The organism is Nocardioides sp. zg-1230 (assembly GCF_013155335.1).
Lineage (GTDB): Bacteria > Actinomycetota > Actinomycetes > Propionibacteriales > Nocardioidaceae > Nocardioides.
Genome location: NZ_JABJQZ010000007.1, coordinates 80,414 through 99,651, shown reverse-complemented (window position 1 = coordinate 99,651; position 19,238 = coordinate 80,414). Strand labels below are relative to the sequence as shown.

The following is a 19,238-nucleotide window of genomic DNA, read 5'->3' as shown; positions in this document are numbered from 1 at the left end:
GTGCTGCGGCTGCTCGACGAGGTCTCGTGGGACCACGCCCCGCTGCCCGGCGCGCGGGTGGCTGCGCTGCTCGCCGTGCTCGCCGAGCAGACCGCGGGAGCCACGGACGGCCGCCTCGTGCGGGAGATCTGGCCCGACGCCGAACCCGTGCATCCCGCCAAGGCGCTCCAGGTCCTGGTGTCGCGCACCCGTTCGGCCACCACGCCGAGCGCGATCGAGCGGGTCGAGGGTGGCTACCGGCTCGGTCTGGCCGACGAGGACGTCGACGCGCGGCTGCAGCTGGCCCACCTCGCCGCCGCCCGTGCGGCTCTGGCGTCCGGTGACGCGGCCGAGGCGTTGCGGCTGGCGTCTGCGACAGCGGCCGTCGACGTCGGCGTCGCCGACTCCGGACCGCTGGCCGACCTGCGGACGGCGGCCGCGCGACGACGTACGACGGCACGCGAGGTCGCCGCGCTGGCGGCTGTCCGGCTCGGCCGGCACACCGAGGCGCTCGAAGACCTGGCGGCCGCCCACGAGCGGCGGCCCGACGACGGTGAGGTCCTGCTCGCGTTGCTGCGTGCCGAGGCGGCGACCGCCGGACCGGCCACGGCGCTGGCGCGCTACGAGCACTACCGGGCGGACCTTGCTGAACGACTCGGTGTGGACCCGGAGCCTGCTCTCCAGCGGCTGCACGCCGAGCTGCTGTCGGCCGACGACCCGGTGCGCACCGGCGTGAGGTGGGACGCGGCCGGGCTCCTGGGCCGCGACCGGGACCTCGACCAGCTGCGCTCGGCCCTCGCGTCGTCCCGGTTGGTGACCGTGCTCGGGCCCGGCGGCATCGGCAAGACCAGCATCGCCCATGTGCTGGCGCGCGAATCGGTGCTGCCGCACGTGCACGTGGTCGAGCTCGTCGGCGTGGGTGCGGGTGACGACGTCGTCGTCGCCGTGGGTGCGGCCCTCGGGATCCGCGGCTCCGTGACCACGAGACTGGCGCTCACACCGGCCCAGCAGGCCGACGTGCGCAGCCGGCTGGCACAGGAGCTCGACGCCGGACCGACGCTCCTGGTGCTCGACAACTGCGAGCACGTCCTCGAGCCCGTGGCGGCGCTGGTCGCGTTCCTGCTCGCGACCACCCGCGACCTCCAGGTGCTGACGACGAGCCGCGCGCCGCTGCGGCTGGCGGCGGAGCGCGTGGTCCCGCTCACCCAGCTCTCACCGGCCGATGCGGCCGCGTTGTTCGTGCAGCGAGCCTCTGCCACGCGGCCCGACGCCGTGCTCGAGCCCGCTGCGCTCCGCGACGTGGTCGACCGGCTCGACGGTCTGCCGCTCGCCGTCGAGCTGGCTGCTGCTCGCGTGCGCACGATGACGCTCGCCGAGGTGGCCACCGCGCTCGACGACCGGTTCGCCGCCCTCCGCAGCCGCGACCGCACCAGGCCCGACCGCCACCGGACGCTCGAGGCGGTGATCGCGTGGTCGTGGGACCTGCTGACCAGTGACGAGCAGCGCGCACTGGCGTGGCTCTCGGTGTTCCAGGACGGGTTCGAGAGGGCGACCGCGCTGGCGGTGCTGGGACGCGACGGGCCCGACCTCGTCGACGCCCTTGTCGAGCAGTCGCTGCTGGTCGTCACCGAGGACGAGGGCACTGCGCGCTTCCGGGCGCTCGAGACGATCCGTGAGTACGCCGCCGCGCAACTGGTCCGCAGCGGCGAGGAGGTCGCCGCCGCCGAGGCACAGCGCAGATGGGCCCGAGACCTTGCCGAGCGCTGCCAGGACCTCGTCGTCAGCGACGACCAGGTCGCGCTCGTGGACGTGCTCGTGCGTGACCAGAACAACCTCACCGACGTGCTCCGGCACGCCCTCTCCAGCGGTGACCGCGAGATGGTGGCCCGGCTCGTGGCGCTCCTCGGCAGCCTCTGGACCGTGACCGGCGACCAGCCCCGGGTGTTCGCGGTCTGCGACGCAGCGTCGGAGCTGCTGTCCGGTTGGGAGGTCCCGCCGGACCTGTGGTCGCACGCCCACGAGGCCGCCGGTGTGCTGATGGTGCACCTCAGCTGGATGCCGGGCGCGGACCTCGGCGGCCTCCGCGAGCTGCTCCTGCAGGGGGAGCGGCCGACGGGCCCGTGGGGGCTGATCGGCCACACGGTCCACATCGCCGGCGGACCCGTTGCGGAACGTCTCGCCGAGGTCGCCGCGCAGCAGTCGGTGCCGGGGATGGCGGGCGCCCTGCTGCTGTGGGCAGCGATCGTGGCGGAGAACGACGGCGACGTCGCCGCTGCGAGAGCGTACGCCGAGGCAGCCCTGGACGGTCCGCTCCCGCCCTACCTCCATGCCTCGCTCCACGCCGAGCTCAGCCAGCTGGCGATGGTCATCGGGGACCACCACCGGGCAGCGCGTCACGCGGGAGTCGCGTGGCCGCTGCTGGAACGCATCCACTCGACGACCGACGCCTACAGCCTCCAGGTCGCGACCGCCATCGCGCCGTTGCTGGACGGCGACGTGGACCAGGCGGAGGCTCTCCTCGCACGGTTCGGTCCGCCCGACGGCGAGACCGCCCAGGTCGGCGCTCGGCTGACGTGGCAGACCGCCCAGGCCGAGCTCGCCCTCGCGCGGGGTGACCACGCCGGGGCCATCCGTCGCTACGACGAGATCGTCGACCTGGTCACCGACGGCGACACGATGGGCGGAGGGCCGGCCGGCTCGCCGTGGGTGGCGCTGGCGGCGTCGGCGGCCCTGGTCAGCCGGGTCCGCTACGGCACCAGGTCGCCGGACGCCCGTGCCGACGAGCTCCGCGACCTCGTCGCCGGACCCGCCGGACGGACGCCCGAGGGCACGCTGTGGTTCACCGACCTGCCACTGAACGGGGTGCTGCTGGTGGCGCTGGCCGGCTGGATGCTCAGGTTCGGGCCCCCGGAGCAGCACGTGGACGGCGTGCACCTCCTGGCCGTCGCGCACCGCTGGGCCTACAACCGCAGCATGCCGGTGATGGCCTGGGAGCCCATGGCGGCCCTCGCCGACGCGGTCGAGCCCGGCCGCCTCGGCCCGCTCGTCGAGGGGCTGGCCGAGCGGCCGGGCCCGGAGCTGCTGCCGGGTGCGGCCGCGACGGTGGACCGCCTGCGGCGCGCCTGGCGCGTCACATCCGCCGGTTGAACGCCCGCACCGAGAGCGGGGCGAAGACGGCGATGACGACGCCGCACCCGAGAAGCGCCCAGCCGACGTCGGCCGTGACGGCCCCGTCGTTGGCGAGGTCGCGGATCGCGGTGATCACCAGCGAGACAGGGTTGACCTCGGCGAACGCCCGCAAGCCGTCGGGCATCGTCTCGGTCGGGACGAAGGCGTTGGACAGGAAGGTCAGGGGGAACATCACCAGCAGGGAGATGCCCTGGACGGCCTGCGCGTTGCGGCCGACGATCCCGAACAGCGTGAAGATCCACGCCAGGGACCACCCGGCCAGCATGGCCAGGACGACGGCCCCGGCCACGCCGAGGACCCCGCCGCCGGGCCGGTAGCCGATCGCGATGCCGACTGCGAAGGTGAGCACGGACGCGATGAAGTAACGCAGCAGGTCGGCCACCATCGGTCCGGCCAGGGGGGCGATGCGCGAGATCGGCAGCACCTTGAAACGGTCGAACACGCCGGTGTCCATGTCGGTGCGGAGCTGGACGCCGGTGGCGACGCACGCCGTCAGCACGGTCTGGCCGATGAGCCCGGGGATGATCCAGGGCAGGTAGCTCTCCACGTCTCCCGAGATGGCCCCGCCGAAGATGTAGGCGAACATCCCGGTGAAGACCAGCGGCTGGATGGTGACGTCGAACATCACCTCCATGCTGCGGCGCATCTTCATCGTCGCCCGCCATGCCAGGGTGAGCGTCTGGCTGAGGGTGTCGGTCAGGCCGACGCGGCCGGTGCCGACATCGGCGGGGTCGGTGACGGTCATGGCGCTCATCGGGCGTCCTCCATCTGCAGGTCGTCGACGCCGGCCGGCGCGGTGGCGTCGTCGGTGTCGTGGGTGTCGTGGCCGGTCAGGGCGAGGAAGACCTCGTCGAGCGACGGCTTCTGCACGGTCACCGACTCGATCGCGACACTGCGGTCCCGCAGGGCGACCAGGACGTCGACGGCCTGGTCGGTGCGAGCCAGCGGCACGTTGACGCGCCGCGCCTCGGGGGTCAGGACGGCGTCCTCACCGACCAGTCGCCGAGCCTCGCCCGCCACGAGCGTCAGGTCACCGGGATCTGCCAGCTGCAGCTGCAGCGTGGACTGGCCGACCGACGACTTGAGCTCGTCCGCGGTGCCCTCGGCGACCTTGCGGCCGCGGTCGATGACGGCGATGCGGTCGGCGAGCTGGTCGGCCTCGTCGAGGTACTGCGTGGTGAGCAGGACCGTGCACCCGGTGCGGACGAGGTCACGGATGGTGTCCCACATCTGGCCGCGGGTGCGGGGGTCGAGCCCGGTGGTCGGCTCGTCGAGGAAGATCAGCGGCGGCCGGGTCAGCAGGCTGGCGGCGAGGTCGAGACGACGACGCATGCCGCCCGAGAAGGCGGAGATGGGCTTCCTCGCCGCCTCGGTGAGGTCGAACTGCTCGAGCAGCTCGGCGCCCCGGGTGCGGGCCTCGGTGCGGCCAAGGCCCTGCAGGCGCGCGAAGAGCCAGAGGTTCTCCGACGCCGTGAGGTTCTCGTCGACCGAGGCGTACTGCCCGGTGACGCCCAGGAGCCGGCGTACGGCATGCGGCTCGGTGCGGACGTCGCGCCCGAAGAGCTCGGCCTCGCCCTCGTCGATGTGGAGCAGGGTCGCGAGCATGCGCAGCATCGTCGTCTTGCCCGCACCGTTGGGCCCGAGGACGCCGAACACCTCACCACGGTGGACCTCGAGGTCGATCCCGTCGACGGCACGCTGGTCACCGAACCGCTTGACGAGCCCGGAGGCCCGGACGGCGAGCTGTGGATGTGTGGTCATGGGAGGAACGCTCCCCGACCCCGGTTTCAGCGTGGTTGCACGGCGGCTGCCGCGCTGAAACCCGCGGATGGTTGGATCGACGCATGCCGGATCCAGTGCGCCTCGACACGCGGGTCCCGACGGGTGCGGACCCGGACGCGGTCTACGACGCCTTCACCGGCTGGGTGGGCGACCAGGGTCTCGACCTCTACCCGCACCAGGACGAGGCCGTCATCGAGCTGCTCGGCGGCAACCACGTGATCCTGGCGACCCCGACTGGCTCGGGGAAGTCGATGGTCGCGATCGGCGCCCACGTCGCTGCCCTCGCCCGCGACGAGGTCAGCTTCTACACCGCACCGATCAAGGCGCTCGTCAGCGAGAAGTTCTTCGCGCTCATCGAGGTCTTCGGCGCCGACAACGTCGGGATGCTGACCGGTGACGCCGCAGTCAACCCGGACGCCCCGATCATCTGCTGCACGGCCGAGGTGCTGGCCAACATCGCGCTGCGCGAGGGTCGCTCGGCCGACGTGGGCCTCGTCGTGATGGACGAGTTCCACTTCTACTCCGAGCACGACCGCGGGTGGGCCTGGCAGGTGCCGCTGCTCGAGCTGGTCGACGCCCAGTTCCTCCTGATGTCGGCGACGCTGGGCGACGTCTCCTTCTTCGTGGAGGACCTGAAGCGGCGCACCGGCCGCGACACCGCCGTCGTCGCTGACGCGGAGCGTCCGGTGCCGCTGAGCTTCCGGTGGTCCATGGAGCCGCTCGACGAGACGCTCGAGGAGCTGGTCACCACTGGGCAGGACCCGGTGTACGTCGTCCACTTCACGCAGGCCGCAGCCGTCGAGCACGCCACCAACCTGCTGCGGCGCCCGCCGGGCAAGGTCGACAAGGAGGCGATCGCCGAGCGGATCGGCGCGTTCCGCTTCGGCGCAGGCTTCGGCAAGACGCTGTCGCGCCTCGTGCGCAACGGCATCGGCGTCCACCACGCCGGCATGCTGCCGAAGTACCGCCGGCTCGTGGAGACGCTCGCCCAGGCCGGGTTGCTGCGCGTCATCTGCGGCACCGACACCCTGGGCGTCGGGATCAACGTGCCGATCCGGACCGTGCTGTTCACCGGGCTGGCCAAGTTCGACGGCAGCCGGCAGCGGGTGCTCCGGACCCGGGAGTTCCAGCAGATCGCCGGCCGGGCCGGCCGGGCGGGCTACGACACCGCCGGCTACGTCGTCGTACAGGCTCCCGAGCACGTCATCGAGAACGAGCAGGCCAAGGCGAAGGCCGCCGCGCGGGTCGCGGCGGGGAAGAAGAAGTCGAAGGCGCAGCTCAAGAAGGCCCCCGAGGGCACGGTCGTGTGGACCGAGCAGACCTTCGACAAGCTGGTGGCCGGCGTGCCGGAGCGGCTGACGAGCCGGATGAAGGTCGACAACTCCATGATCATCAACGTCCTGACGCGCGAGGAGGATGCCTTCGCGGTCATGCGGCGCCTGCTCACCGACAATCACGAGGAGCGACGCGGCCAGCTGCGCCTGTCCCGTCGCGCCCTGCGCCTGGGGCGCTCGCTGGTGCGCACCGGCATCGTCACCCGCCTCGAGGAGCCGGACGAGCACGGGCGCAGGTTCGTGCTGACCGTCGACCTCCCCGACGACTTCGCCCTCAACCAGCCGCTCGCCCACTTCGCGCTCGCCGCCTTCGACGTGCTCGACCCGGAGTCGGAGACCTACGGCCTCGACGTGGTCTCCGTGGTCGAGGCGGTCCTCGAGGCGCCCCGGCAGGTCCTGATGGCGCAGCAGCACGCCGCGCGCGGCGTGGCCATCGGGGAGATGAAGGCCGACGGCATCGAGTACGACGAGCGGATGGCGCTGCTCGAGGAGATCACCTGGCCGCAGCCGCTGCACGAGCTCCTCGAGGCCCTCTACGAGACCTACCGGCAGACGCACCCCTGGCTCCCCGACGACGCGCTCGGCCCCAAGTCGGTGGTGCGGGAGATGTGGGAGCAGGGGATGGGGTTCACCGACTTCGTCAGCCGCTACCAGCTCGCCCGGTCCGAGGGGCTGGTGCTGCGCTACCTCACCGACGCCTACCGCACGCTGCGCCAGACGGTGCCCGAGTCGCACCGCGCCCCCGAGGTCGAGGACGTCATCGAGTGGCTGGGGGAGACCGTGCGCCAGACCGACTCCTCGCTGCTCGACGAGTGGGAGGCGCTGTCGGACCCTGACCACGCGTCGTCGGCCGTCGCGCACCACGAACCGCCGCCACCGCCGCGTCCGCTCTCGAAGCAGGAGCGCCCCTTCCGGGTGATGCTGCGCAACGCGATGTGGGCGCGCGTCGACGCGGTCTCGCGCGACGACCTGGACGGGCTGGTCCGGCTCGAGCGGGCCGCCGCCGACCGGACCGACCCGCCCCGGCAGGTCGTCGTCGGGCGGTCGGTGTGGGACGCGGCGCTCGAGGACTACTACGCCGAGCACGACCGGGTGCTGACCCACGGCGACGCCCGCGGTCCCGAGCTGCTCGTCGTGGGGGAGGAGCGCACCGGGGAGCCGGTCGGTGCCGAGGAGGGCACCACGGCCCGCCTGCGCGACGTACGCCAGACCATCCACGACCCCGAGGACCACCACGACTGGGTCATCGAGGCGGTGGTGGACTGCGACGCCACGGACTCCGCCGGTGAGCTGGTCCTGGCGACGGTCGCGATGCGGCGGCTCTAGGGCGGGCAGACCCCCGGACGGCGGGGGGCAGGGGGCGCGTAGAGTCCCGCGCGGTGCGCAGCCGGACCGATCCGGAGAATTGGGCCGGGAACTGTCGACGTGTCGACAAAGTTCGTAGCGTCCGGCGTGGTCGAATCGAGGTCCAGGCCGATGCACGACGCATGCACACACGAGGAGCAGACATGAGCGGATTCCCCGGTCACGACACGGGCAGCAGTGCCCCGCAGATGCCGCCCCTCGTGCGACCGCCGCACCCGCAGCAGACCCCCCAGCCCGGCCCGACCCCGCGAGACGAGCAGACCGTGACCCAGCCGATCCCCTTCGAGCGCCCGATCGAGACGCGTGCCACGACGACCCTGGAGGAGGAGCAGCCCCTCGGCCCGACCGGACGCCCGATGCCGGTGTTCCCCGACCCGGCTCCTCTGACCTCGCACGGTGGCGCGCGTGTCATCTCGATGTGCAACCAGAAGGGCGGGGTCGGCAAGACCACCACCACGATCAACCTCGGTGCCTCGCTGGCCGAGTTCGGCCGCAAGGTGCTGCTGGTCGACTTCGACCCGCAGGGCTCGCTTTCGGTGGGCCTCGGGCTCAACCCGCACGAGATGGACCTGACCATCTACAACCTGCTGATGGACCGCGAGACCACCCTCGACGAGGTCGTGGTCCCCTCCGGCATCGAGGGCATGGACCTCCTGCCCTCCAACATCGACCTCTCCGCCGCCGAGGTCCAGCTGGTCCACGAGGTGGCGCGCGAGCAGACGCTCCAGCGCGTGCTCGCCCCGGCCCTCGAGCACTACGACATCATCCTCATCGACTGCCAGCCGTCGCTCGGCCTGCTGACCGTCAACGCGCTGACCGCCTCCGACGGCGTCATCGTGCCGCTGGAGTGCGAGTACTTCGCGCTGCGCGGCGTGGCGCTGCTCAAGACGACGATCGACAAGGTGCGCGAGCGGCTCAACCCCAAGCTTGAGATCGACGGCGTCCTGGGCACCATGTTCGACGGTCGCACGCTGCACAGCCGCGAGGTCATGGAGCGGCTGGTCTCCGCATGGGGCGACAAGGTCTTCCACACCGTCATCCGCCGCACCGTGAAGTTCTCCGACGCCACCGTCGCCGGCGAGCCCATCACGTCCTACGCCTCGTCCTCGACCGGCGCCGACGCCTACCGCCAGCTCGCCAAGGAGGTGGTGACCCGGTGGCCCGCCGAGTGAGCATGCCGGCGGCGGACGACCTGTTCCGGCCGACCTCCGACGCCGCCCCCGAGCCCGCTCCCGAGCAGCGCCCGCGCCGTGTGCGAGCCGTGGCCGACACCAACCCCGATCCTGGCGAGCCCGCGGGCCCGCGCAAGCCGAGTGGCCGGGTGCGGCACGACGAGAAGATGACGGTGTACGTCACCTCCGACGAGCTGCTCGACATCGAGCACGCCCGCCTCACGCTGCGTCGCGAGCACGGGCTCGCCGTCGACCGCGGCCGCCTGGTCCGGGAGGCGCTGGCGCTCGTGCTCGCCGACCTCGAGGCCCAGGGCGCCGACAGCGCGCTGGTGCAGCGGCTGCTCGACGAGTGAGCACCGGCCGCCCCGCCGCCCCGGACCCCTCGTCCGGCGGCACGCTCGAGCCGGGCAGCGAGGTCCCGGCGTTCGCCGTACGCCTGGACAACTTCGAGGGGCCCTTCGACCTGCTGCTCGGGCTCATCGCCAAGCACAAGCTCGACATCACCGAGGTCGCGCTGTCCCAGGTCACCGACGAGTTCATCGCCCACGTGAAGAACCTGGGTGACGCCTGGGACCTCGAGCAGACCACCTCGTTCCTGCTGGTGGCCGCGACGCTGCTCGACCTCAAGGCGGCCCGCCTGCTTCCGCAGGGCGACGTGGAGGACGAGGAGGACCTCGCCCTGCTCGAGGCACGCGACCTGCTCTTCGCCCGGCTCATGCAGTACCGCGCGTTCAAGCAGGTGGCCTCGGTGCTGGAGGAACGACTGTCCTCGGAGTCGCGCCGGCACCCGCGCGCGGTGGGCCTCGAGGAGCGCTTCGCGACGCTGCTGCCCGACGTGCTGATCGGCATCGGGCTCGACGAGTTCGCCCGCCTCGCCGCGCGGGCGATGGAGCCCAAGCCGGTCCTCGAGGTGTCGCTGCAGCACATCCACGCCGCCAAGGTGAGCGTGCGCGAGCAGGCCCAGCTCGTCGTCGACCGGCTGCGGCGCAGCGGCACGATGACCTTCCGGGCGTTGTGCGGCGACTCGCCCGACCGGCTGACCACGGTCGCCCGCTTCCTGTCCCTTCTCGAGCTGTTCCGCGAGGGTGCGGTGTCCTTCGACCAGGTGACACCACTGGGCGAGCTGACCGTGCGTTGGACCGGTGCGGAGGACGGCGAGGTGGACATCCACGACGAGTTCGACGGAGCCCCGCCGGGCGACGATGATGATGAGGCGGCCATGCCGTCGCCGGCAGACGAGCGCGAGGAGGACCAGTGAGCGAGCACCCCGACAGCACCCTGGACGTGGCGGTTGCCGAGCTGCGCCCGGCGCTCGAGGCGATCCTGATGGTCTCCGACGAGCCGCTGGCCACCGTGCGCCTGGCCTCGGTCGTGGGTCACCCCGTCGAGGAGGTCGAGGCCGCGCTCGAGGGGCTGGCAGCCGAGTACGCCGAGCAGGGCCGCGGCTTCGACCTGCGGTCGGTCGCCGGAGGCTGGCGCTTCTACTCGCGCCCGGAGCTCGCCGGGGTCGTCGAGTCGTTCGTGCTCGAGGGGCAGCAGGCCCGGCTCACGCAGGCCGCGCTGGAGACCCTGTCGGTGGTCGCCTACAAGCAGCCGGTCTCGCGCGCCCGGGTGTCGGCGATCCGCGGGGTCAACGTCGACGGCGTGATGCGCACCCTCCTGACCCGCGGGCTGGTCGAGGAGGCCGGCCAGGACGAGCAGAGCGGCGCCAACCTCTACCGCACGACGTCCTACTTCCTCGAGCGCATCGGCATCACCTCGCTCGAGGAGCTGCCCGAGCTCGCGCCCTACCTGCCCGACATGGACGACCTCGAGGACGAGCTGGCCAGCGTGGCCGGCCTGGACGCCACTGTCGAGCCCGCCGAGCCCGCGCCCGAACCCACTGGCGAGCCCGCCCCCGAACCCACCCCCACCGCCCCGCCCGCGCCGGTGCGCCACCCGTCGCCGCACTCCGGCGACGGCACCGAGCCCGACGGCGGGACCGAGATCGCATGAACACCCCGAGGACGTGATGAAGCCGCACGACGCCCCCGACAACGACCAGCCCGCCTCCCAGCGCCCGGCCACCGACGAGGACGGCTTGATCCGGCTGCAGAAGCTGCTCGCCCAGTCCGGTGTCGCCAGCCGCCGCAAGTGCGAGGAGCTGATGCTCGACGGGCTCGTCGAGGTCGATGGGGAGGTCGTGACCAGGCTCGGCACCAAGGTCGACCCCCGCACGGCGGTCATCCGCGTCGAGGGCAAGCGACTGCCGCCGATCAGCGACAAGGTCTACCTCGTCCTCAACAAGCCCCGCGGGGTCGTCTCGACGATGTCGGACCCCGAGGGCCGGCGCACCCTCGGCGACCTCGTCGCCGACCGGCCCGAGCGGCTCTTCCACGTCGGCCGGCTCGACACCGACACCGAGGGCCTGATCATCCTCACCAACGACGGCGACTTCGCCCAGCACCTCGCCCACCCCTCGCACGAGGTGGACAAGACCTACGTCGCCGAGGTGGAGGGGGAGGTGCACGTGCGCACGGTCCGCGAGCTGCTCGCCGGCGTCACCCTCGACGACGGCCCGGTCGCGGTCACCAAGGCCCGCGTGGTCGGCGGCGACCCACGACGCGAGGGCAGCAACCGCTCGATCGTCGAGCTCACCATCCACGAGGGTCGCAACCGCATCGTGCGGCGCCTGCTCGCGCACGTCGGGCACCCCGTGACCCGGCTGACCCGCACGCAGATCGGTCCCGTCACCCTGTCCAGGCTGCGGTCGGGGGAGATGCGCGAGCTGACCGTGGCCGAGCTCGGTGAGCTGATGGACAGCGCGCAGCTCTGAGTCCCGACGCGGCTAGGCTCGTGCCGTGGCAGTGAGAGCAGTGCGTGGGGCGACCCAGCTCGAGGAGGACACCCGCGAGCACATGCTGGACCGGGTGGCGGAGCTCGTGACCGACGTGATGGAAGCCAACGACCTCGCGGTCGACGACTTCATCTCGATCATCTTCACCGCGACCAGCGACCTCACCAGCGAGTTCCCGGCCTACGCCGCCCGCCAGCTCGGCTTCTCCGACGTCCCGCTGGTCTGCGCGCGCGAGCTCGAGATCGAGGGCTCGATGCCGCGGGTGGTCCGGCTGATGGCGCACGTCGAGACCGACCTGCCGCGGGCGGAGATCACCCACGCCTACCTCCACGGGGCGGCCAACCTGCGCCGCGACCTGGCGCGCACCACCAGCCATGACTGACCCCCGGTCCGAGGTGGCCCTGCCGGCCCTCACCGGGCCGGTGGAGGTCGTCGGGGCCGGGCTGATCGGCACGTCGATCGCCCTGGTCTGCACCCGCCTCGGCATCGACGTCGTCCTGCGCGACACCTCCGAGGAGAACGTCCGCACCGCACACGGCCTCGGCGCCGGACGCGCTGCGCGGCCCGGCGACCGGCCGCAGCTGGTCGTCGTGGCGGTGCCGCCCGCCGCGGTCGGCGACGCGATCGTGGACGCCCTCGCCCGCACCGCGGCCGTGGTCACCGACGTCGGCAGCGTGAAGGCCGCCCCGCTCGAGGAGGTGGCGGCCCGCGTCGACGCCGACGACCTAGCCCGCTACGTCGGCTCGCACCCGATGGCCGGCAGCGAGCGCTCGGGCCCACTCGCCGCCAGCGCCGCGCTCTTCGACGGAAGGCCCTGGGCCGTCACGCCGCACCCGCATGCACGCCCCGACGCCGTACGGCTCGTGGAGGCCCTCGTGCTCGAGTGCGGCGCCGCCCCGATCGTCATGGATCCGACCGAGCACGACCAGGCGGTCGCCCGCATCTCCCACCTGCCCCACCTCGCGGCCGTGCTTGTCGCCGGGCGCCTCGCCACCGCCCCCGCCGAGCACCTCGCGCTGTCGGGCCAGGGCGTCCGCGACGTGACGCGGGTCGCGGCCAGCGACCCCGAGCTCTGGCAGCAGATCCTCGAGGCCAACTCCGAGGCGGTGCTCGACCTGCTGGCCGAGGTCCGCGCCGACCTCGACGCCCTGATGACCGCGGTCGCGTCCGACGCCGGTTCCGACCTCGTCGAGATCCTGACCCGCGGCAACGCGGGGACGGCGGCGATCCCGGGCAAGCACGGCGGCCCCGCGCGTCCCACGCGCTCGGTCTTCGTCGCGGTACCCGACCACCCGGGCGAGCTGGCTCGCCTCTTCGGCGACGCGGGGGAGATCGGCGTCAACATCGAGGACGTCCACATCGATCACGACCCGGGACGCCCGGTGGGCCTCACCGAGCTGGTCGTCGAGCGGGGCAGCGCCGAGCGCCTGCTCGCGGCTCTCGAATCCCGCGGGTGGACGACCCACCGGTAACCTTCTCGCCCGTGAGCACCGCCGCCAGCACCTCCCGGACCGGGTCCCTCGTCATCGCCGTCGACGGCACGTCCGGCTCGGGCAAGTCGAGCACCTCGCGCGGCGTGGCCGAGCGGCTGGGCCTGCGCTACCTCGACACCGGCGCGATGTTCCGGGCGATGACGTGGTGGCTGCTCCGCGAGGGCATCGACGTACGAGACGAGGCAGCGGTCGCCGCCGCAGCCGGACGGCCCACGATCGAGTCCGGCACCGACCCGCTGGCGCCGACCATCGTGGTCGACGGCACCGACGTCTCGGTGGCGATCCGCAGCGACGAGGTCAACGCCGCCGTCAGCCCGGTCAGTGCCGTGCCGGAGGTGCGGGGGCGCCTGCTCGACCTGCAGCGGGAGGCCATCGGCGAGGGCGGCATCGTCGTGGAGGGCCGCGACATCGGGTCCGTCGTGTGGCCGCAGGCCGAGGTCAAGGTCTACCTCAGCGCCGACCCCGACGCCCGCGCGCAGCGTCGTACGGCCGAGCAGGGCGGTACCGACGTGGCCAGCACCCAGCAGTCCCTCCTCGAGCGCGACCGCATCGACTCCGGGCGGGCCACCGCCCCCCTGACCATGGCCGAGGGCGCCGTCCACGTCGACAGCACGCACCTCACCCTCGCCGAGGTCATCGACCGGATCGTCGCGCTGGCCACCGGGGCCGAGCGAGCGTGACCCGGGCGGACCTTCCCGCCAGCGCCGACGAGCACCCCGCCACCCGGCTGCTGCACCTGCTGCGCCCGCCTGCGGCGCGGCTGGTGCGGACCCGCTGGCCGGTGGTGGTGCACCACGCCGACCGCGTGCCGGCGTCGGGCGGCGTCATCCTCGCGAGCAACCACATCGGCATCATCGACGGCCCGCTGCTCGCGGTGTTCTCGCCCCGCCCGGTGCACGCGCTGACCAAGCAGGAGATGTTCTCGGGACGGCTCGGACGCTTCCTGCGTGCCTCGGGGCAGATCCCCCTCGACCGCTTCCACGCCGACCCGGGCGCGATCCGGTCGTGCCTGCGGGTCGTCCGGGACGGGGGAGTGGCCGGGATCTTCCCCGAGGGCACCCGCGGCTCCGGCGAGCTGCACCGCTTCCACCACGGCGCCGCCTACCTCGCGCTCGTCACGGGCGCGCCGGTCGTCCCCGTCACGATGCTCGGCACCCGCCCGACCGGGGGCGGCGCCAACACGCTGCCCGGTCGCGGGGACCCCGTCGACATCGTCTTCGGGACGCCGTGGCGGACGACACAGCAGGCATGGCCCCGCACCCGGGAACACGTGGCCGCCACGTCGGTGTTGCTCCGGGGGCACCTGCTGTCCGAGCTGGCCACCGCGCTCGCCGACACGCGCCGATCCTTGCCCGGGCCGCTTCCTGCGGGACAATCCGAGGACGACCCCGACACCGGGCTCGTCGAGCCATCCAGAGAGCTGTGATCACCCATGACTGACTACGACGCCGACCTCGCGTCCGCGTCCACCGACGAGCCGACCGGGCCCACCCCGGTCCTGGCGGTCGTGGGCCGACCCAACGTGGGCAAGTCCACCCTCGTCAACCGGATCATCGGCCGCCGCGAGGCCGTCGTGGAGGACCGCCCGGGCGTGACCCGCGACCGGGTCTCCTACGACGCCAACTGGGCCGGCCGCGCGTTCACCGTCGTCGACACCGGCGGCTGGGACCCCGACGCCCGTGGGCTCGCCGAGCGCATCGCCGGGCAGGCCGAGGTGGCGGTCTCGCTGGCCGACGCGGTGTTGTTCGTCGTCGACGCGACCGTCGGGATCACCGACGCGGACGAGGCCGTCGTCCGCATCCTGCGGAAGTCGGGCAAGCCGGTCGTGCTCGCCGCCAACAAGGTCGACGACCAGCGCACCGAGGCCGAGGCCTACGGCCTGTGGAACCTCGGGCTGGGCGAGCCCTTCGCCGTCTCGGCGCTCCACGGTCGCGGGTCCGGCGAGATGCTCGACGCGATCCTCGCGGCGCTCCCCGAGACCCCGGACGAGTCCTTCGACGAGGTCGGCGGCCCGCGGCGCATCGCCATCGTCGGCAAGCCCAACGTCGGCAAGTCCTCGCTGCTCAACATGCTGGCCAAGGAGGACCGGGTCGTCGTCGACAACGCCGCCGGCACCACGGTCGACCCGGTCGACGAGCTGATCCAGCTCGGTGACCGCACCTGGCGCTTCATCGACACCGCCGGCATCCGCAAGCGCGTCAACCAGGCCTCCGGCCACGAGTACTACGCCTCGCTGCGCACCACCACCGCGATCGACCGGGCCGAGGTGGCGGTCCTGGTGCTCGACGCCAGCGAGACCGTCTCCGAGCAGGACATGCGGATCATCCAGACGATCCGCGACGCCGGCCGGGCCATGGTCATCGCCTTCAACAAGTGGGACCTCGTCGACGAGGAGCGCCGCTACTACCTCGAGCGCGAGATCGAGCGTGACCTCGTCCAGCTCAAGTGGGCGCCGCGGATCAACTTCACCGCCCGCACCGGCTGGCACGTCGACCGCCTCGTCCCGGCGATCGACAAGGCGCTCGAGGGCTGGGAGACCCGCATCGGCACGGGCGCGCTCAACACGTTCCTGGGCCGTCTCGTCGCCGAGCACCCGCACCCCGTCCGCAGCGGCAAGCAACCGAAGATCCTCTTCGCCACGCAGCCGTCCGTGGCCCCGCCGACGTTCGTGCTCTTCACCAGCGGCAAGCTCGACGCCGCCTACGAGCGTTTCGTCGAGCGGCGACTGCGCGAGGAGTTCGGCTTCGTCGGCACGCCGATCATCATCCAGCAGAAGCCGCGCGAGAAGCGCAAGCGCTGACCCCACGTGGGTCGGCAGCGCTCAGGGCTCGAGGCCCTGGCTCCGCAGCCACTCCATCGGATCCACCGGGCTGCCGGCTGCCGGACGCACCTCGAGGTGGAGGTGCGGCCCGGTGGAGTTGCCCGTCGAGCCGACGCTGCCGATGACGTCCGCGATGCCGACCTCCTGACCGGCGACCACGGTCGCGTCGGTCTGGTGGCAGTACCAGACCTCCGTGCCGTCGGGGAGCGTGAGGATCGTGCGCAGGCCGTAGGGACCGGCGTACGCCACCTCGGTGACGACCCCGTCGGCGACCGCGACCAGCGGCTCCCCGGCGTACGCGCCGAAGTCCTGCCCCCCGTGCTCGGCCTCCCACAGGGGACCGGTCAGCCCGAACCCGGCGGAGAGGTCGTACGACGACAGCGGCAGGACGGCGCGCACCGCGTCCGGGTCGCCGTCGTAGCCGTAGCGCGCGAGCACTGCGCGGTAGCCGATCAGAGCGCGGTCGCGGGCGTCGGCCTGACGGTTGAGCACCGCGAGGGTCTGCTGCCGCTCGGCGAGCTGCTCGGCCAGCGCCATCGCCTCGGCGACAGCCTCGGCCGTGCGAGCCTCCTCACGTACGACGGTCTCCGGCGCCGCGTGCGCGGGCGCGACGAGGACCAGGCCGACGGCCGCCGCGGTCGCGGCGAGCAGCAGACCGGCGCGCTGCAGTACTGGCATCTGGAACCCCCCACGGGTCGACGGTCCATGGTCGGACGACCGCCGTCGTCGCTCACGGGGTTTCGCGACAAATGGCCCACTCGGACTACTGCCGGGGGCCAGTGGCGGGTCGATTCCGTGACCGCGGAGGGGCTGCGGTAGTGTTCCCCTCGCTCCGCAGGCCTCGCGCCGGGGGCACTCGGGCTGTGGCGCAGCTTGGTAGCGCACTTGACTGGGGGTCAAGGGGTCGCAGGTTCAAATCCTGTCAGCCCGACCATGTGATGTCTCAGGACATCGTGGACACCCGGACCTACGGGAACGTAGGTTCGGGTGTTCTTCATTTGGGGGTTCGTGGCTGGTAGTCCTTGCTCGGGTCGAGGGTGAGCTCGCGGAGCAGCTCTCCTGTGATTGCGTTGACGACGCGTACGTGAAGGTCGTGGACGAGCAGGATGACGTGGGTTCGGGCGTGGGTTCGGCCGACGCCGATGTGGCGTAGGTGGCCGGCGACGCGCAGGGTGACGCTGCTGGACTTGTCGATGCGTTCGTGTCGGACCCGGTCGTGTGTCTCGGGGTCGCGCGATGGACCGGGCACGGTCTTGGGCATGGTGTCGTAGACCGCTGCCGGTGTGGCTCGGTGCGGCAGCGAGCGGTGAGGCCGGTGGTGGTTGTACTCGGTGCGGAACCGGTCGAGCTGGGCCTGCAGCTGCTCGATGGTGGCGGTCTGGGCGGGCTGGGTCCGGAGCCAGTTCTTCATCGTCTGCTGGAAGCGTTCGACCTTGCCGCAGGTGCTGGGGTGGTTGGGCCGGGAGTTCTTCTGCACCACGTGCCACTCGCGGAGCTGGTGCTCGTAGCCGTTTCGGCCGCCTCGGTGTCCGATGCCGGCCAGGCGGACGGTGCAGACCATGCCGTTGTCGGTGAGGGCGAACTCTCACCGGACACGGCCACGATGCTGGGCAAGCAGCTGCCCAAGGTCGAGCAGATGCTCCGCGACGCACACGACGACCTGCTCGCGTTCACCGGGTTCCCGGTGGCGCACTGGAAGAAGATCTGGTCGACCAACCCGCTCGAGCGGCTCAACAAGGAAGTGAAACGCCGCACCGACGTCGTCGGGGTCTTCCCCAACCCCGCCGCCCTGCTCCGCCTGGCAGGCGCGGTCCTCGTCGAGGCCCACGACGAGTGTCAGGTCACCGCCGAACGCCGCTACCTCTCCGAGCACTCCATGGCCCAGTTGGCCAAGAAGACCAACCACGAGAACGAGGAGGTGGCCAAGCCCGAACTCATGACGGCATGATCAGAACCACTCACCCGCACGGTGTCGAGAACTCCACCACTCAGCGGGACGTCACCGGGGGCCCGGCCGCGTGCGGGAAGGCTCGCCCCACGGCTGGCCACCACTGTGGTGGCCGACCCAGGTGCCTTGTGGCTGTGTCACATTGGGCGGGATGCATTACGGACGTCGGCTCACCGGAGACCTTCGTCAGGATCGTGGTTTGCCCAGACTCTGTTCCAGGTGATCAAACGCGGATACGCAGTCTTCAAACCGCGCCGGCAGCGCTGAGCGTGAGCTTGGCATGCGCGCCGCCGGCAGCGGTGCCGCCTGCGGTCAGTTCGTGTCCCTAAGCGAAGGCGTCGCGTTCTGAGACCCGCGTCGGTGCTGTGATGCACGGCGCGTGAGCGCATCTCCGGGTTTGGCGTGAGGGTTAGCCGGACGTCAGAAGGGGGTGCGCGCCCGAGGGAGGGTCCGGAGGACTGTCTGGCCGCAGCCTTCGACGAGGGCCTGGAGCTCGGGATCGGGTGAGATGCCCAGCTCTCGCCTCACCAGGTCTGAGTAGTCACGGTAGATCCGCCGTGCCTCACAGAGGTTGCCCTCGGCCAGATGGGCCTCCACCAGTACCCGCAGGGCGCTCTCCCGCAGGGGATCGATTCGGACACCCTCGAGAGCAACCTCAATGGCCTGGGCGAACAGGCGCGACTTGGCCAGGGTGCGGCTCAGGCTCTCCAGCGCGTGGAGCAGGCGCTGGCGCAACCGCTCCCGCTCGTAGATCACCCAGTCGTCGTACCAACCTGGCAGCAGGTCCACCGCGTCCAGGCTGCAACGAGGCATGCGGAGGTCTGCGCCTACTGCCGTCTCCTCGATGATGCGACCGGCCCACCGGTCGAGGTCGCGGACATCGAACCGGGCTTGAGGATCAAGCCACAGGGCGTACTTGTCGGCGCGTACGACGCTGATGCCGGCACCCTTCATCCGCCAGAGCGCGGACCGGAGGTTGCCGGCGGCTCGCTCATCGTCACCGTTAGGCCACAGGGTGCCGGCCGCCTGACGACGGTCGACGCGCCCTCGGCGCAGCGCGATGAACACCAGCAGTCGCTTGCTGCCCTCCGGGACTGAGATCGGACGGTTCCCGTCCACCACGTACGGGCCGCCGAAAAGTCGCAGCTCCTGGCTCGGGGCCGCATCAGCGGCCCTCAGGGTCGGGGGTGCGGCGAGCAACGCGAGGTCCTCACCCGGTGAACCCGTCATAGTCGCCTCCCCGATCCCACGACGATAGCGACAGTAGTCGCGCTGCGTCACGACTCTGTCACCGCGCGCGGCGGGGCCTTCGGGACCCC

Annotated in this window: 17 protein-coding genes, 1 tRNA gene and 1 pseudogene; 14 read left to right on the top strand and 5 right to left on the bottom strand. The window is 72.1% G+C overall.

The genetic code is table 11. From position 1 onward, the window contains the following. Positions 1-3,126 (top strand): BTAD domain-containing putative transcriptional regulator, encoded by a 3,126-nt coding sequence (locus HOO61_RS19290; RefSeq protein WP_172261429.1) that lies wholly within the window; start codon positions 1-3, stop codon positions 3,124-3,126. Here the strand turns inward: HOO61_RS19290 and HOO61_RS19285 are convergent. Further along, the gene (locus tag HOO61_RS19285) at positions 3,110-3,922 is read right to left on the bottom strand and encodes an ABC transporter permease (protein WP_172261427.1); all 813 of its coding nucleotides are present in this window, start codon (positions 3,920-3,922) and stop codon (positions 3,110-3,112) included. The genes HOO61_RS19290 and HOO61_RS19285 overlap by 17 nt on opposite strands. Beyond that, positions 3,919-4,929: an ATP-binding cassette domain-containing protein gene (locus HOO61_RS19280; protein WP_172261425.1), complete on the bottom strand. Its 1,011-nt coding sequence runs from the start codon at positions 4,927-4,929 to the stop codon at positions 3,919-3,921. The genes HOO61_RS19285 and HOO61_RS19280 overlap by 4 nt, the downstream gene beginning before the upstream one ends. A gap of 83 nt (positions 4,930-5,012) precedes the next feature. Here HOO61_RS19280 and HOO61_RS19275 point away from each other — a divergent pair, with 83 nt between their 5' ends. The 11 genes from HOO61_RS19275 to der all read left to right on the top strand — a co-directional run bounded on the left by HOO61_RS19275 (position 5,013) and on the right by der (position 15,950). Continuing rightward, on the top strand, positions 5,013-7,610 hold the full coding sequence (locus HOO61_RS19275) for an RNA helicase (RefSeq protein ID WP_172261423.1): 2,598 nt from the start codon (positions 5,013-5,015) through the stop codon (positions 7,608-7,610). 182 nt (positions 7,611-7,792) lie between these two features. Then, on the top strand, positions 7,793-8,821 hold the full coding sequence (locus tag HOO61_RS19270) for a ParA family protein (protein ID WP_301539107.1): 1,029 nt from the start codon (positions 7,793-7,795) through the stop codon (positions 8,819-8,821). Further along, entirely contained in the window at positions 8,806-9,174 is a 369-nt protein-coding gene (locus tag HOO61_RS19265) for a hypothetical protein (RefSeq protein WP_367650260.1), read from the top strand. Before HOO61_RS19270 ends, HOO61_RS19265 begins: the two co-directional genes overlap by 16 nt. 83 nt (positions 9,175-9,257) lie before the next feature. Then, positions 9,258-10,079, top strand: a complete 822-nt coding sequence (locus HOO61_RS19260) for a ScpA family protein (protein ID WP_216659154.1) — start codon at positions 9,258-9,260, stop codon at positions 10,077-10,079. Continuing rightward, complete coding sequence (scpB, locus tag HOO61_RS19255; protein ID WP_172261419.1) at positions 10,076-10,816, top strand: SMC-Scp complex subunit ScpB; 741 nt, start codon at positions 10,076-10,078, stop codon at positions 10,814-10,816. The genes HOO61_RS19260 and scpB overlap by 4 nt, the downstream gene beginning before the upstream one ends. A 16-nt stretch (positions 10,817-10,832) precedes the next feature. Beyond that, a complete protein-coding gene (locus HOO61_RS19250; RefSeq protein ID WP_172261463.1) occupies positions 10,833-11,636 on the top strand; it encodes a pseudouridine synthase in 804 nt (267 codons plus the stop codon). Between the two features lie 25 nt (positions 11,637-11,661). After that, positions 11,662-12,039, top strand: a complete 378-nt coding sequence (gene aroH, locus HOO61_RS19245) for a chorismate mutase (protein ID WP_172261417.1) — start codon at positions 11,662-11,664, stop codon at positions 12,037-12,039. Then, positions 12,032-13,129, top strand: coding sequence for a prephenate dehydrogenase (locus HOO61_RS19240; protein WP_172261415.1), 1,098 nt, complete (start codon positions 12,032-12,034; stop codon positions 13,127-13,129). Before aroH ends, HOO61_RS19240 begins: the two co-directional genes overlap by 8 nt. Before the next feature lie 11 nt (positions 13,130-13,140). Further along, positions 13,141-13,830: a (d)CMP kinase gene (gene cmk / locus HOO61_RS19235; RefSeq protein ID WP_172261413.1), complete on the top strand. Its 690-nt coding sequence runs from the start codon at positions 13,141-13,143 to the stop codon at positions 13,828-13,830. Then, positions 13,827-14,576, top strand: coding sequence for a lysophospholipid acyltransferase family protein (locus HOO61_RS19230; RefSeq protein ID WP_172261411.1), 750 nt, complete (start codon positions 13,827-13,829; stop codon positions 14,574-14,576). Before cmk ends, HOO61_RS19230 begins: the two co-directional genes overlap by 4 nt. A 6-nt stretch (positions 14,577-14,582) precedes the next feature. Then, positions 14,583-15,950, top strand: coding sequence for a ribosome biogenesis GTPase Der (gene der / locus HOO61_RS19225; RefSeq protein ID WP_172261409.1), 1,368 nt, complete (start codon positions 14,583-14,585; stop codon positions 15,948-15,950). A 21-nt stretch (positions 15,951-15,971) separates the two neighbouring features. Here the strand turns inward: der and HOO61_RS19220 are convergent, their stop codons facing one another. After that, positions 15,972-16,649: a M23 family metallopeptidase gene (locus HOO61_RS19220; protein ID WP_172261407.1), complete on the bottom strand. Its 678-nt coding sequence runs from the start codon at positions 16,647-16,649 to the stop codon at positions 15,972-15,974. A gap of 179 nt (positions 16,650-16,828) precedes the next feature. Between HOO61_RS19220 and HOO61_RS19215 the strand changes: the two genes are divergently transcribed. Next, positions 16,829-16,905 (top strand) — tRNA-Pro (locus tag HOO61_RS19215). Positions 16,906-16,965: 60 nt separating this feature from the next. On the opposite strand, the gene HOO61_RS19210 is transcribed toward HOO61_RS19215, so the two are convergent. Continuing rightward, a complete protein-coding gene (locus HOO61_RS19210) occupies positions 16,966-17,532 on the bottom strand; it encodes an integrase core domain-containing protein (RefSeq protein ID WP_253942624.1) in 567 nt (188 codons plus the stop codon). Positions 17,533-17,577: 45 nt separating this feature from the next. Between HOO61_RS19210 and HOO61_RS19205 the strand changes: the two are divergent. Then, positions 17,578-17,919, top strand: a pseudogene (locus HOO61_RS19205) (transposase); the annotation flags it as partial. Between the two features lie 420 nt (positions 17,920-18,339). Here HOO61_RS19205 and HOO61_RS25040 read toward each other — a convergent pair. After that, positions 18,340-19,200, bottom strand: a complete 861-nt coding sequence (locus HOO61_RS25040; RefSeq protein WP_172261405.1) for a BTAD domain-containing putative transcriptional regulator — start codon at positions 19,198-19,200, stop codon at positions 18,340-18,342. Positions 19,201-19,238 lie beyond the last annotated feature (38 nt).

Bases quoted from the DNA above. Each gene is read 5' to 3' on its own strand.
- HOO61_RS19220 (WP_172261407.1), bottom strand. From the start codon at position 16,649: ATGCCAGTACTGCAGCGCGCCGGTCTGCTGCTCGCCGCGACCGCGGCG.
- HOO61_RS19280 (WP_172261425.1), bottom strand. From the start codon at position 4,929: ATGACCACACATCCACAGCTCGCCGTCCGGGCCTCCGGGCTCGTCAAG.
- der (WP_172261409.1), top strand. From the start codon at position 14,583: ATGACTGACTACGACGCCGACCTCGCGTCCGCGTCCACCGACGAGCCG.
- HOO61_RS19240 (WP_172261415.1), top strand. From the start codon at position 12,032: ATGACTGACCCCCGGTCCGAGGTGGCCCTGCCGGCCCTCACCGGGCCG.
- HOO61_RS19250 (WP_172261463.1), top strand. From the start codon at position 10,833: ATGAAGCCGCACGACGCCCCCGACAACGACCAGCCCGCCTCCCAGCGC.
- HOO61_RS19270 (WP_301539107.1), top strand. From the start codon at position 7,793: ATGAGCGGATTCCCCGGTCACGACACGGGCAGCAGTGCCCCGCAGATG.
- HOO61_RS19285 (WP_172261427.1), bottom strand. From the start codon at position 3,922: ATGAGCGCCATGACCGTCACCGACCCCGCCGATGTCGGCACCGGCCGC.
- HOO61_RS19275 (WP_172261423.1), top strand. From the start codon at position 5,013: ATGCCGGATCCAGTGCGCCTCGACACGCGGGTCCCGACGGGTGCGGAC.
- HOO61_RS19210 (WP_253942624.1), bottom strand. From the start codon at position 17,532: ATGGTCTGCACCGTCCGCCTGGCCGGCATCGGACACCGAGGCGGCCGA.